Origin of the sequence: Bacillus licheniformis DSM 13 = ATCC 14580 (genome assembly GCF_000011645.1) — a bacterium.
Taxonomy (GTDB): Bacteria; Bacillota; Bacilli; order Bacillales; family Bacillaceae; genus Bacillus; species Bacillus licheniformis.
On sequence record NC_006270.3, the window covers coordinates 1,028,349 to 1,041,834 of the forward strand.

Here is a 13,486-nt window from a genome sequence, read left to right on the forward strand (position 1 = left end):
AAAGAGGATACAAATTCATTGTATCCCCCGGTTTGTTCACAATGTTATTCCGCTTCTTCAAGCAGCGGCGTTTCCGCAGCTTTTTTCACCTCAACGTATGAAACATGGTGGCCGTCGATTTCGTTGATCGTGAATTCAAATCCCTGCTCGGTGATCATGTCGCCTTTTTGGACGTCATATTTTTGCGTCAGGAACCATCCGCCGATCGTGTCAATCTCCTCATTGTCGAGCTGAATGCCGAGCAAATCGTTGACCTGGTTGACGAGCACTTTGCCGTCGAGAATGTAGTGGTTTTCGCCGATTTTGCGGATTTCATTAATTTCATCAATATCGAATTCGTCGCGGATTTCGCCGACGATTTCTTCAATGATGTCTTCGACCGTCACGAGTCCGGCCGTTCCGCCGTATTCATCAGAAAGGATCGCCATATGAACGCGCTCTTTCTGCATTTTCAGAAGCAGATCGTGGATCGGAACGGTTTCGATCACATGAATGATCGGATTGATAAACTGTTCAATCGTGTCTTCTTTGGAGCATTCTCCGCTGATGCAGGCCGTCAGTATTTCCTTGACATTGATGACGCCGACGATGTTGTCCTTATCACCGTCTTCGACGGGATAGCGGGTATAGCCTTCGGCCTTCGTGATGTCAATCATCTCGGCGATTTTCATATCATTTGGAAAACTGACGACTTCTGTTCTCGGGATCATGATTTCCTTGGCAAGACGGTCATCGAATTCAAAAATTTTGTTGACATATTTGAACTCAGATTGATTGATTTCGCCGCTTTTATAGCTTTCTGACAGAATAATTCGCAGCTCTTCCTCTGAGTGCGCCATTTCATTTTCAGAAACCGCTTCAAGGCCAAACGCTTTCGTCAACAGCCTTGCTGATCCGTTCAGCGCCCAGATGAATGGGAACATAATGCGGTAGAACCAGATCAAAGGTTTTGCAAAAAGAAAGGAAACGGCTTCCGCTTTTTGGATCGCAAGCGTCTTCGGAGCGAGCTCGCCGACAACCACATGCAAAAACGTAATCAAGCTGAAGGCGATCACGACTGAAACGATGTGTGATACAGAGCTCGGAATGCTCCATTTAACAAATAGCGGTTCAAGCAGCCGGGCGACCGTCGGCTCCCCGAGCCATCCGAGACCGAGAGCCGTCAAAGTGATGCCGAGCTGGCAGGCCGATAAATATTCGTCTAAGTGCGTAATGACTTTTTTCACCGAAATCGCTGTTTTGTTTCCTTCAGCAATGAGCTGATCAACCCGCGAGCTTCTGATTCTGATAATCGCAAACTCAGACGCTACGAAAAATGCTGTTAAAGCAATTAATACAGCAACAAAAATCAAATTAACTATTTCCAATTAGGACCTTCACTCTAGCGTGAGAATGAAGGTAACACCTCCTGTTTAGTAAAAGATTAACTAAAGCAGCAGCAAAAATGACTGGATGACCGTCATTTTTTCAGGAGAAAGACGGCTTTTCAGAATCTTCCGTTCATCGGGATTCAGCCGTTTCAATCTGTTTATGATCACGGAGATATTGTCATTGACATGATCGATTTCCGTTGTCAGGCTTCCAATTTCATCATCATTCACAGTTGAAGAGGGAAACTGGTTTTCCAGCCTTTCTTTAATGTCGGACAGGGCCAATCTCTGCTGCTTGCAGTCCATAATAAACTTCAGCCGTTTGAGAGCGGCTTCATCGTAATAACGGTAGTTTGAACATGATCTGTCAGGCGTTAACAGCCCGAGATTCGTATAATAATCGACAGTCCGTTTTGTTACGCCTGCAGCAGCTGCTAATTCGCCAATGCGATATTTCTCTGCCCCATCTGCATCCCTCCTCAACCATCACGTTATAGTTATAAAACATTTTAATATATTAGAAGCTGTTTATACAAGTTAATTGATCAAAAAAAGGCGTAAAATTGATGCAAAAACCTTTATTTATCTAAATATTCGAGAAAATATTGTTAGATTTAAAGTTTAGACATTTGACTGACTCTTTTTTAATAAAGTAAGATAATAGTATATATTTGGCTTGGAGGTGGTTGGATGGGGCCCTCTGCATAGTCATTTTTACAGAACGCACATCAGCCTTATTAAGGGAATTTGAATTCATCAGGAGGTGACTCCTTATCCTTTGTGAAGGATAAGGTTAAATGGACGATATTGTTAGTCTGATAATCATCGGGATTCTGATTGCTTTAACTGCTTTTTTCGTGGCATCGGAATTTGCGATTGTCAGAGTCAGAAGCTCCCGTATTGATCAGCTGATTGCTGAAGGAAACAAAAAGGCGGTCCGCGCAAAACAAGTGGTGTCGGATTTGGATGAATACCTTTCAGCTTGCCAGCTCGGTATTACGATTACAGCGCTTGGACTCGGCTGGATGGGGGAGCCGACGGTTAAAAAGGTGCTGCATCCGGTCTTTGAAAGCCTGCATGTTTCTGGCGCTGTATCGCACGCTCTTTCAGTTGCCATTGCATTTTTAGTGATTACATTCCTGAACGTCGTGGTTGGAGAACTCGCTCCAAAAACCATCGCGATTCAAAAAGCCGAACAGATGACGCTGTGGCTGGCGGGACCTCTGCACTTTTTCAATGTTGTCATGTTCCCGTTCATCTGGACGCTGAACGCCTCAGCCAGAGTGCTGACCGGGTTATTCGGTTTGAAGCCTGCTTCGGAAAAGGATGAATCCCATTCGGAGGAAGAGCTGCGAATCCTGTTATCAGAAAGCTACAAAAGCGGAGAAATCAATCCGTCTGAATATAGATATGTCAATAAAATCTTTGAATTCGACAATCGAATCGCCAAAGAAATTATGGTGCCGCGTACGGAAATCGCCTCTGTCCCGCTGGATATGCCGATTGATGAGGCCATTTCGGTCATGCTGCAAGAAAAATATACGCGCTGGCCCGTCTATAAAGGCGATAAGGATCATGTCATCGGCATGATCAATACGAAACAGCTGTTTACGGATATGCTCATGATGTCAGAGGCAGAGAAAAAGCTGCTGTCTCTTGAAGCCTACGTCCGTCCGGTTATTGAAGTCATTGAAACCGTGCCTGTTCAAAAGCTGCTGATCAAAATGCAGCGGGAACGGATTCACATGGCGATCTTAACGGATGAGTACGGAGGGACATCGGGTCTTGTGACGGCCGAGGATATTCTTGAAGAAATCGTCGGGGAGATCAGGGACGAATTCGATGAAGACGAAAAACCGCTCATCGAAAAAGTTTCCGATCACGAATACATCATGGATGGAAAAGTGAGAATCGATCAGGTCAATGAGCTGTTTGAAGACGATATCGAGGAAGAGGAAGTCGAAACTGTCGGCGGACTTGTGCTGAAAGAAAACATAGATATCGCGGAAGGCCAGGCGGTGCATATCGGCTCTTACACGATAACGGTTCTCGAAATGGAAGGGCGTCTGATTAAGCACGTCGAAGTCAAGCGGGAACAAACAACAGAACATGTAGAGCTGGCACCGGCAAATCCGGTCGTCGTAAACGAAATCACCTTGAGCGAAAAATAGCTCAAGGTGATTTTTTATTTTAAGAAAAAAGTCATTTGAACAGGAACATTCGTTCGTATATAATGGGAACAAACGTTCTGTGTGAGAGGTGATTGATTTGCTGTGGTACGAGATCATTTCGGAGGAAGAGAGAAAAACGTATATTAAGCGGATCGAATTTCATTTGAGGAATTGGAAAAATTACAAAGCCGCCGTGCTCAATTTAGAAAGGAGAATGGAGAAGGAGCAAAAGAATGGGCTCGCCGTCAAAGAAAGAAACGCTGAATATCGGATCGACGCCGAAAAAAGGCTCTATCAATTTTTGCTTGATTCGATGGAAACGGCTGTCTCCGAATTGGATGAACTCGAGCGGAAGCTGGTAGAATGCCGGTATATTCATAACTGGAGCATGGGCAAATGCGCGATGGAAATCGGCTACAGCGAAAAAACGCTGTTTTTAATGAAAAAATCGCTGCTGGACAAGCTGCTTGTCAGCTTGGCGGCGATCACGAATATTTAACGCACGGCGGGAAGGGGCTTGTTTAAGACAAGCCCTTCTTTTTTTGCGCTGCTTCAGTTTTTTTTCAGGTTCTTGACGCGATGATGACGCGGGAGAGAGCGGTTTTTCTTTTATGATAATGACAAGCTTTAAACAGCGGGGAGGTTTAACAAATGTGATGATACAAATGCCGGTCAATGTTTGAGACAAACGCTTCAGGAAAGGAGGAGAAGAACATGGATTTTTCTGAAATCGCGCTCGTTCCGCTGATTACGGGATTGGTGCATACAGTAAAGCTTGTCGGCATTCAGAAACGATTTCTCCCCATCTGTGCAATTGTCTTCGGCATCTCGATTTCTCTGTTGTTTACCGCAGGGAACTGGAAGGAAGACATGATGATCGGAACTTGGCTTGGATTGTCATCAGTTGGATTTTACTCCGGTTCAAAAAACGTCTTGAAACCATTATCAAAGGAGGAAATTGAACATGAAGATTTATTTGGATCCGGGACACGGCGGAAGTGATCCGGGAGCATCGGGAAACGGTTTGCTGGAAAAGGACGTGACGCTTGCCATTGCTCTCAAAATCAATGACATTTTATTAAAAGAGTATGCAGGCGCAGAGACGAGGCTGAGCAGAACGACAGACAAAACGGTTACGCTTCAGGAGCGCACAGACGATGCGAATTCGTGGGGGGCCGATTTGTTTGTCTCCATTCATACAAACGCTTTTGACGGCACGGCGTACGGGTATGAGGATTACATCTACAGCGGCCTGTCCGATGAATCAGTTACCGCTCTTTATCAACGGATCATTCACGGCGAAGTAATCAAGCAGAACGGACTCAGGGACAGGGGAATGAAAAAGGCGAACTTTCATGTTCTTCGGGAAACAGCGATGCACGCCGTTTTAACGGAGAACGGCTTTATCGATCACCCCGAAGATTCGGCAAAAATGAAAAGCGCCGCCTGGATCGAACAGACTGCGCGGGGACATGCAAATGGCATCGCGCTCTGCCTCGGCCTGACGCAGCGCGAATTCCCCTTGTATAAAGTGACGATGGACGGGGGGCAAATCGGGGCTTACCAAGAAAAAGACGACGTTTTGAAAGTTATTTCTGCGAATTGGGACAGCTTTCAAAAAGCGGCTATTGAAAAAGGGTAGAAAGGGAAGAATCCATTTTGAAGCATTCAAAATGGATTCTTGACATTTAATGAGTCCGCATCTTTTTTCATTTGGGCGTAATGTTCCTTTCTGAACGCTCCCATCAGAATTTGAGCTGCTATACAAATCAATAAACCAGAATAATTGGTTCATCATAACACCATCATTTTCACGGAATCAGCATGCTGCCGGCCCAGAATCCGCCGATTGAGCCTGCCATTGTAAGCAGGATGTAAACCGCTGAAGCCTTTACCCGCTTTGCAGCCAAAAGCTGAACAGCTTCAACGCTGAACGTCGAAAATGTTGTGAAGCCTCCGAAAAATCCAGTTCCGACCACGATAGAGACCGTTTGATTGTCAATGCCGAGGCTTATGAATATGCCGAGAGCGAATGAGCCGAGAATATTGATCACCATCACGCTGACCGGAATGCGGGGGCGCGGAATCATCGCCATGAGCACATTGCCCAGCCAAAATCTCAAAACGGACCCGATTCCTCCCGCGATCATAAAAGCAGCTGCCATCATGATTGATACCGCTCCTTTTCTTTCCCCGCAGCTCCGCTGACCTTTTTGCCGATCACGATCCCCAAAAATGCGAAGCATACCCCGCAGGCAAGCGATGCCATCAAGTACAGAACTCCGATGTGAGCGGCCGATTGCAGCAGAAGTACGGTTTCTTTAGAAAAAGCGGACATTGTCGTATACCCGCCGCAAAACCCCGTCCCTAAGCATAATTGGACGAGCGGCTTTTTTGCCCGAGCCGCAAAAAAGCCTGTCAAAAGGCCGAGCAGAAGGCTTCCGGACGTGTTTTCAATAAAAGTCGGCCAAGGAAAAACGGCGGTGCCGCCGAGCAGATTGACTGCGTAGCGCAGCAGCGATCCGATGGCTCCCCCGATAAAAACGGCAACATATGATTTCATACTCTTCCTTCTTTCTCAAAAATAATCCGGGTAGTCGGTAATGATCCCATCGATTTTCCAGCTTTTGAGGCGGCTTCCCGTTTTCTGCCCGTTGACCGTCCAAGCCAGCGCCTTCAAATCACAGCTGTGAATCGATTTGATCAGAAAAGGGCTGATCATCGTAGCTTTCAGGCTGACGTATTGGGCAAACGAAGCGATTTGCCGCAGCCGGCCGCGCGGCAGCAATCCAAATCTCGGCCTGATCAAAACGGCAGTCTGAATCGAAGGATACATGTGATGAAACGCCCTCATGGCGCCGGCGTCAAACGACTGGACAATTGTGTTCATTGAACGGCCATACCGGCTGATCAGTTGTCCGGCCGCTTTTTCGATTCCGGGCTGGGTTTTGGACGACTTGATTTCGATGAGAAGGCCCGTCTTATTGTGATACTTCCTCAGAACAGCTTCAAGTGAAGGGATTTTTTCGCCTTGATATTCAGGGCCGAACCAGCTTCCTGCATCCAGCTGTTCGAGCTCATTCATCGTATACTCGCGAACGAAACCGGTACCGTTCGTCGTTCTGTCAACCTTGTCATCGTGGATGACGGCAAGTTTTCCATCCTTTGTAATCTGTATGTCGAGTTCGATAAAATCAGCCCCGAGCTCCACCGCTTTTTCAAAAGCGGCAAACGTATTTTCTGGGGCGTAAGCCGAGGCTCCGCGATGTGCGATAATATGCAAACATGTCAGCTCCTCTTGATAAAATCTTTCCATCACAAGGATACCCGATTTTGGCGATGCAAGTAAATCCTTTGACTAAAGCGGACAAAAGGCAGGGGGAAGAGATGTGCGACAAATTTCGGCAAAATGGTACAAAAGTATCATTTACTAAAAATTCTGATATTTTATAATGGACAAAAGGAGGCGAGATGATGGGTAAAGGGAGAATTAAAGTGGAAGAACGGATTAAGATCGAAACCGATGCTGAAATGTTTAAAGCGACTCTCCTTGATCAAACACAGTCTCAGAAGAAGAAATAGCGGTGTTGGCCCGTATCACGTTGTCTCTGGGAACAATAAAATAGAATGATCATCAGGCTGCCGAAGGTGTTCGGCGGCCTTTTATGCGTGGCATCGGTATTTTTGGCGTACAATAAAGTGAGAAATTTTTTGCTCGTTTTAGTATAATAAAAGCTTGATGAGTGAAATAAGGGAGAGAAAGCAATGTTCGAAAAGTATATGACAATGGATTTCGCTGCCGATATCGGGATCAGCATCGGTATCCTTCTTTTATTTTTCGCGTTTAGAAAAATATTTACGAAGTACTTATTCAACCTGATACTGAAATTGACGAATAAGACGAAAACGGACTTTTTCAATCAGGTGGTGCTGGCGTTTGAAAAGCCGGCCAGGTGGTTTTTTGCGATACTCGGTATTTATCTGGCGATTATTTATTCCCCGTTTTTTGAGGGGCATATGGGGATCGTTCATAAACTGTACAGAGTGTCCGTGATTTTGGTCATTGTAAGCGGCCTGTATAACTTAACGGCGGCTTCGTCTGTTTTATTCGATAAAATCAATAAGCGGCTTGAGCTTGATATGGATGATATTCTTGCGCCGTTTTTGTCCAAGATTCTCCGATTTATCATTGTAGCGCTTGGAATCAGCGTCATCGCCGGAGAGTTCAATTATGATGTCAACGGATTTGTTGCCGGACTCGGGCTCGGCGGATTCGCTTTTGCCCTTGCGGCAAAAGACACAGTCGGAAACTTTTTCGGCGGAGTTGTCATTATTATGGAGAAGCCTTTTACAATCGGCGATTGGATTGAAACGAAAATTGTCACAGGAACTGTTGAAGATATATCGTTCAGAAGCACGAAAGTCCGCACGGCCGGAGAGGCTCTCGTTACCGTTCCCAACTCTGTGCTGGCCAACGAAGCGATCATGAACTGGACGAAAATGCGAAAGCGTCAGGTCACCTTTACGCTCGAAATCGATCCGTCAACCCCGCGGGAGAAAGTCGAGCGGTGTGTGGAGCGTTTTAAAGAAATGCTCGAATCGCACGAAGGGGTCAACCCGGATGTCATTATGGTCAATTTCGATGTCCTGAAGGATACGCATTTAAGCATCTTCTTCAACTACTATACAAATACGACGGTCTGGGCCGAAAACTTGGACGTCAGACAGGATGTGAACTACCGCATTCTTGACATTATGAAAGAGGAGCAGGTTGATTTTGTTTCTCCGGGGCACAGCCTCTTTGAGTTGAAGAAAATGAAAGATCAGCAAGGAAATGCTTAGAAACAGTTTTTGAAGGGAGACAAGCCAAATGGAGGAAGAAGCCCTGAGATTTGCGGATATGATCGAAAATGCCGAGCGCATTACCGTTTTGACAGGCGCCGGTATGAGCACGGAATCAGGCATTCCTGATTTTCGTTCAGCCGGCGGCATATGGACGGAAGATCTGTCGAGAATGGAAGCGATGAGCCGTGATTATTACGAACGATATCCAAAATTGTTTTGGCCGAAGTTTAAAGAGCTTTTTCAAATGAAAATGACGGGAACTTATCGGCCGAATGACGGGCACCTTTATTTAGCCGAACTCGAGAAAAGCGGTAAGGATGTCAGGGTGTTCACGCAGAATATCGACGGGCTGCATCTTAAGGCGGGAAGCCGCCATGTATATGAACTGCACGGTTCGATTCAAACAGCCGCTTGCCCAAAATGCGGGGCGCGCTACGGTCTTGACCACATTCTTCAAGAAGAAGTGCCAAGGTGCAATCGCGTCAATGGCAAGGGGAGAGCATGCGGATTTATATTAAAAACGGATGTCGTGCTGTTCGGCGACGCCGTTCAGCATTTCGACACGCTTTTTGAAGTCCTCAACGAATCCGACCTGCTTCTGGTGATCGGCACTTCACTCGAAGTGGCGCCTGTCAGGTTTGTTCCTGAAGAAGCGCACCTGATCCCCGGTTTGAAGAAAGCCATGATCAATCTCGATGAAACGCCTTACGATCATTTATTCGACATTGTCATCAATCAAAAAATCGCCGAGTTTGTTCGGAAACTCAATCATTAAAAAGGAAGACGCTCCAGACCGGAGCGTCTTTTTTGATCTTCATCACAGTTTTTTATAATAAAAAACGGATGCATCGAGCCGGCCGTCTGCAGATTCCGCGTATTCAGGAATGCGTCCGGCTTCGGCAAAGCCGAGCGAAGCGTAAAGGAGGTTGGAGGGGTCTTTTTCCCTTGTATCCAGCACGAGAAGAGATCTGCCTTCCTGTTTCGCCCTGTCGATCGCTTTTTGCATTAACGATTTGGCGACGCCCTGCCGCCTGAAGGCGGGATCTGTCATTAACTTGCAGATTTCCGCTCTGTGGCGGCCGTTTTGTTTTGTGCATAAGTGCAATTGAACACTTCCTGCGATCCGGCCATTTTGTTTGGCAATCCATAAAACCGAATCCGGTGCGACGGCTGTTTTCCAGTAAGCCTCCGCCAGCCGCTTTTCGAGCGGAGGCAGAAAGCCGACTGATGCCCCGTCATCGACGACGCGGATGAGAAGCTCGGCCAATTGATTGGCATATTCCGCGGTTGAATGCAACTCTTCGATTTTCATTTACCCACCCCATGGTATAAAGATAACTGCATCATAATCAGAAAACTGTTTTTTTGGCAACAAGTGTGTCAGATAATCACACTCGAGGGAGGAAATAAAAAAATCCCCTTCATCAGGGGATCAGACAATGGATGTTATTCATGAACGGGTGTCATGGATTCATCAAGTGTTGCAAATGAATACCCCATGTTTTTTAAATTTGTCAGCAATAACGGCAATGATTGAACCGTTGAAGGAATATCGTGCATCAGGATCACGATCGGCTGTTTTGTCTGCCGCTTTTCCAGGATATTCAGCTGGTTCATGACTTCCGGAACGAATTTTTGGCTTCTGTATTTCCAGTCCAGGCTGTCAATATTCCAGTCCCAATAAATAAATCCGTTCTTTTTCAGCACTTTTTTCTGCGCTTCGGTCAGCGACGGTTTGCTTCCGTACGGCGTTCTGATCAAATGGGTTTCAACCCCGGTGATAGACTTCAGCGTTTTTTGAGCCTGCTTCATTTCCAGATTAGGAGAATTGGCGCCTTTATAAAATTGCTTTTGGTCATGGGTCACCCCGTGAAGTCCAAGTGCATGGCCCTGCTGCTTCATATTGAGAACGGCTTCTTTGTGAAGCTTCATGTTCGGTTCGAGCATGAAGAATGTCGCTTTAGCATCATGTTCGGATAAAATTTGCAGCAGCCTTTGGCTTACGGCTGAAGGCCCATCGTCAAACGTCAAATAAACCGTTTTTTCCTTCGATTTTTCTTTCTTTTTTTCCGCAGCAGCTTTTTGCTTCTCTTTTTCCTGCTTGCGCTTTTCGATCTGCTGTTTTGTGCTCAAGTGATCGAGAAGTTCGCCTTGCGTTGCTTTTTTGAGCGGAACGCTGTCTCCTTCATGCCTCATTTGGCTGTTTTCCGACACCGTAAGCTCTCTTTTCTCAGTAGCGGCAGAGGACTGTGAAAGGTCCCACACGTACAGGAGAATCAGACACAACACGAAAAAGCACGCTGCTTTCGTCAACAAATAAGCTACAGATGGGGCAGTTTTTTTTGATACTTGGCGCATGTCACTCTCTCCGTATCATTTTTCTCGTTCCGATTCCATTATGAGATAGAATGCTAGTCTCATAAAATAATGGATCACAATGTCTAAGTATACAGGATTGGAAAGAAGATGAATACAGGATGAAGGGAAAAATATATCAAATTTTAAGAGAAAATGCTGAACGATAAGGAATGCTGCTTTTTTGATCCTGAAGGCGGAAAAAAGTTTTTGGAAATATTGCACTATTTTGATCGGCAGGGTCGTGTTAGAATGGAATGGAGAAAATTCAGAAGTCAACAAAAATAAGGGGATGGAGAAATGAAAGTTCTTTTTAACGGCCGGCTGATTGAACGGAGCGAGTGTGCGGTTGATATTGAGGACAGAGGCTACCAATTTGGAGACGGCGTCTATGAAGTCATCCGCATTTACAATGGAATTTTGTTCACGCTTGATGAACACATTGCCCGCTTATATAAAAGCGCAGCCGAAATCGGAATCGACCTGTCTTTTTCAGAAGCCGAGCTGAAAAGCCAGCTGAAAGAGCTCGTCGACATCAATCAGATGCGGGAAGGCGGGCTGTATCTTCAAGTGACAAGGGGAAAAGCTCCGAGGAAGCATCAATACGGAGCAGGGCTTACGCCTCAGGTGACGGCTTATACATTTCCTATTCAGAAGCCTGAAAAAGAACAGCAAAACGGCGTTTCGGCTATTACTGCGGACGACATGCGCTGGCTGAGGTGCGACATTAAAAGCTTAAATCTGTTGTACAACGTCATGATCAAGCAAAAAGCGCATGAAGCTTCTTCATTCGAAGCGATCTTAATTCGCGACGGTTTGGTGACGGAAGGGACGTCTTCAAATGTTTATGTCGTCAAACAAAACGCTATCTACACCCATCCTGCGACAACGCTCATCTTAAACGGCATCACGCGGATGAAAGTTCTTCAGCTGTGTGAAGAGAACGGCTTGAATTATGTAGAAAAAGCGGTGACAAAGGATGAATTGCTGAATGCGGATGAAGTATTCATCACGTCAACGACAGCCGAAGTCATTCCGGTCACCTCGATTGACGGGCAAACAATCGGCTCCGGAGCGCCCGGACCGCTCACAAAAAATGTGCAGACCGCTTTGCAAAACAGCATTTTGTCGGAAACAGCCAAAACGGTTTAACAAAGAAAAACGCCGTCTCCTGGGGAAACGGCGTTTTTTTATTTGCGGAAACCGAACAAAATCGAAAAGAGCGGCGATAAATAAAGGAAAAACACAAACGGCAAATATTCAATGACGGGAACGCCGAGCGCTGTGGACATGAACGCGCCGCTGACTCCCCATGGGATCATCGGATTAATTAATGTCCCTCCGTCTTCAAGTGATCTCGACAAATGCTTCCGGTCGATTCCAAGCTTGTCATACAGCTTTTTAAAGGACTGACCGGGAATCAAGATCGATAAATACTGTTCTCCTGTCGCCAGGTTCATGCCGATGCTTGATGAAACGGTTGAGAACACAAGCCGGCCTTTCGTATGAATGCCCTTGATTACGCCTTCAAGCAGGCTTGTAATCATGCCGATCTTTTCCATGAGACCGCCGAGCGCGAATGCGATGATGATGAGAGAAACAGAGCCCATCATCGATTGAAGGCCGCCGCGATTTAAAATCTTTTCAACGGCTTCAGTATCGGCTGAGAAAACCGGGCCATTCTGCATCGCTGACAAAAACGATGAAATGCCGGCGTCAGGCTGAATCAGCGCGGCAAAAATTCCGGCGGAAACGATCCCTGCTGCAAGCGACGGAATGACGGGCGTCCGTCTGACAGCAAGTACAATCACAAGCAGAGGCGACAGAAGCGTGAAGACGCTGATGTTGACCATGCCTTCTATTCCGTTTATGATCGCTTGAATGTTTTCGGTTGAAGCCGGTGCCGCCGTTAAAGAACGGCCCATGAAAAAGAAAAGCAAAATCGTGATCAAAAGAGCGGGGATCGTCGTTCCCGCCATATGTCTGATATGCTTGAAAATCGGAAGCTCCCCGACTCCTGCGGCAAAGTTGGTCGTGTCTGACATTGGAGACATTTTGTCGCCGAAGCAGGCGCCGCAAATCACGGCTCCCGCCGCCCATGTCAGTGGAACGCCTGCCGCCGCGGCCACACCGATGAGGGCGACGCCGATCGTGCTGACCGTCGTAAAGCTGGAGCCGACCAATGAACTGATCACAAGACAGCTGAAAAGTGCGGTGAGCAGCAGGTGCTGCGGTTCAATCAGATTCAACGCGTAAACCGTTACCGTCGGAATCGCGCCGCTGTACTCCCAGACTCCGATTAAGATGCCGATTAGGCAAAGGATGATGATCGGCTGAACGCCATTTCGGATGCCTGAGACAATGCCGCTCTCAAGATCTTTCCAAGAATGCCCTTTCACCGCGCCGACAGCGGCCAAAAAACCGACGCAAATCAAAAGCGGTATGTGCGGTTCTGCTTTAAATATGAATAAGCAGGTGAAAATAATAAACAATATGGCCATAAACAATAGAGCCGATATGGAAAACGATAGTCGTTTTTCGTTTGACAAATCATACACCTCATTAGAAGAAATCTCTTTCTTTAATACTTTTATGCTTTTGTGCGTAAACGTATTATAACAGAAAAATAGATCATATACTTAAATTAAAATATTTCAAACATTTTTCAAAGGTTCGCCCATTCTATTTTGAAAGCGCTGACTTTTTTAAGATATAATAGATTGGAGAAAGGCATGTATTTGATAC

Annotated in this window: 16 protein-coding genes; 8 read left to right on the plus strand and 8 right to left on the minus strand. The window is 46.2% G+C overall.

Annotated elements, in window-relative coordinates; all coding sequences use genetic code 11:
• Positions 1–44: 44 nt before the first annotated feature.
• Positions 45–1,367, minus strand: a complete 1,323-nt coding sequence (locus TRNA_RS26600) for a hemolysin family protein (protein ID WP_011197695.1) — start codon at positions 1,365–1,367, stop codon at positions 45–47.
• Between the two features lie 60 nt (positions 1,368–1,427).
• On the minus strand, positions 1,428–1,853 hold the full coding sequence (locus TRNA_RS26605; RefSeq protein ID WP_003180143.1) for a MerR family transcriptional regulator: 426 nt from the start codon (positions 1,851–1,853) through the stop codon (positions 1,428–1,430).
• 314 nt (positions 1,854–2,167) lie between these two features.
• Here TRNA_RS26605 and TRNA_RS26610 point away from each other — a divergent pair, with 314 nt between their 5' ends.
• From TRNA_RS26610 to TRNA_RS26625, 4 genes are all read left to right on the plus strand, one after another.
• Positions 2,168–3,541 (plus strand): hemolysin family protein, encoded by a 1,374-nt coding sequence (locus TRNA_RS26610; protein WP_011197696.1) that lies wholly within the window; start codon positions 2,168–2,170, stop codon positions 3,539–3,541.
• A 97-nt stretch (positions 3,542–3,638) separates the two neighbouring features.
• Positions 3,639–4,040 (plus strand): hypothetical protein, encoded by a 402-nt coding sequence (locus tag TRNA_RS26615; RefSeq protein ID WP_011197697.1) that lies wholly within the window; start codon positions 3,639–3,641, stop codon positions 4,038–4,040.
• A 215-nt stretch (positions 4,041–4,255) separates the two neighbouring features.
• The gene (locus TRNA_RS26620) at positions 4,256–4,543 is read left to right on the plus strand and encodes a hypothetical protein (protein ID WP_011197698.1); all 288 of its coding nucleotides are present in this window, start codon (positions 4,256–4,258) and stop codon (positions 4,541–4,543) included.
• Positions 4,506–5,183, plus strand: a complete 678-nt coding sequence (locus tag TRNA_RS26625) for an N-acetylmuramoyl-L-alanine amidase family protein (protein WP_003180151.1) — start codon at positions 4,506–4,508, stop codon at positions 5,181–5,183. Before TRNA_RS26620 ends, TRNA_RS26625 begins: the two co-directional genes overlap by 38 nt.
• 169 nt (positions 5,184–5,352) lie before the next feature.
• Here the strand turns inward: TRNA_RS26625 and crcB are convergent, their stop codons facing one another.
• Genes crcB through TRNA_RS26640 form a run of 3 tightly spaced genes read right to left on the minus strand, consistent with a single transcriptional unit; the run spans position 5,353 to position 6,824 of the window.
• On the minus strand, positions 5,353–5,709 hold the full coding sequence (gene crcB / locus TRNA_RS26630; RefSeq protein ID WP_003180153.1) for a fluoride efflux transporter CrcB: 357 nt from the start codon (positions 5,707–5,709) through the stop codon (positions 5,353–5,355).
• Positions 5,706–6,104, minus strand: coding sequence for a fluoride efflux transporter FluC (locus TRNA_RS26635; RefSeq protein ID WP_003180155.1), 399 nt, complete (start codon positions 6,102–6,104; stop codon positions 5,706–5,708). Before TRNA_RS26635 ends, crcB begins: the two co-directional genes overlap by 4 nt.
• A 15-nt stretch (positions 6,105–6,119) precedes the next feature.
• Entirely contained in the window at positions 6,120–6,824 is a 705-nt protein-coding gene (locus TRNA_RS26640; protein ID WP_011197699.1) for a glycerophosphodiester phosphodiesterase, read from the minus strand.
• Between the two features lie 191 nt (positions 6,825–7,015).
• On the opposite strand from TRNA_RS26640, the gene TRNA_RS43560 reads away from it, so the two are divergent.
• The 3 genes from TRNA_RS43560 to TRNA_RS26650 all read left to right on the plus strand — a co-directional run bounded on the left by TRNA_RS43560 (position 7,016) and on the right by TRNA_RS26650 (position 9,161).
• A complete protein-coding gene (locus tag TRNA_RS43560; protein ID WP_003180159.1) occupies positions 7,016–7,123 on the plus strand; it encodes a YhdX family protein in 108 nt (35 codons plus the stop codon).
• 183 nt (positions 7,124–7,306) lie between these two features.
• Entirely contained in the window at positions 7,307–8,383 is a 1,077-nt protein-coding gene (locus tag TRNA_RS26645; RefSeq protein WP_003180161.1) for a mechanosensitive ion channel family protein, read from the plus strand.
• 28 nt (positions 8,384–8,411) lie between these two features.
• On the plus strand, positions 8,412–9,161 hold the full coding sequence (locus TRNA_RS26650) for an NAD-dependent protein deacylase (protein ID WP_003180163.1): 750 nt from the start codon (positions 8,412–8,414) through the stop codon (positions 9,159–9,161).
• 42 nt (positions 9,162–9,203) lie between these two features.
• Here TRNA_RS26650 and TRNA_RS26655 read toward each other — a convergent pair whose 3' ends face one another.
• Both TRNA_RS26655 and TRNA_RS26660 read right to left on the minus strand, forming a co-directional pair.
• The gene (locus TRNA_RS26655) at positions 9,204–9,698 is read right to left on the minus strand and encodes a GNAT family N-acetyltransferase (RefSeq protein ID WP_003180165.1); all 495 of its coding nucleotides are present in this window, start codon (positions 9,696–9,698) and stop codon (positions 9,204–9,206) included.
• Positions 9,699–9,832: 134 nt separating this feature from the next.
• Positions 9,833–10,744 (minus strand): polysaccharide deacetylase family protein, encoded by a 912-nt coding sequence (locus TRNA_RS26660; RefSeq protein ID WP_003180166.1) that lies wholly within the window; start codon positions 10,742–10,744, stop codon positions 9,833–9,835.
• Positions 10,745–11,041: 297 nt separating this feature from the next.
• On the opposite strand from TRNA_RS26660, the gene dat reads away from it, so the two are divergent.
• Complete coding sequence (gene dat / locus TRNA_RS26665; protein ID WP_003180168.1) at positions 11,042–11,893, plus strand: D-amino-acid transaminase; 852 nt, start codon at positions 11,042–11,044, stop codon at positions 11,891–11,893.
• Between the two features lie 38 nt (positions 11,894–11,931).
• Here dat and nhaC read toward each other — a convergent pair whose 3' ends face one another.
• Entirely contained in the window at positions 11,932–13,290 is a 1,359-nt protein-coding gene (gene nhaC / locus TRNA_RS26670) for a Na+/H+ antiporter NhaC (protein WP_003180170.1), read from the minus strand.
• Positions 13,291–13,486 lie beyond the last annotated feature (196 nt).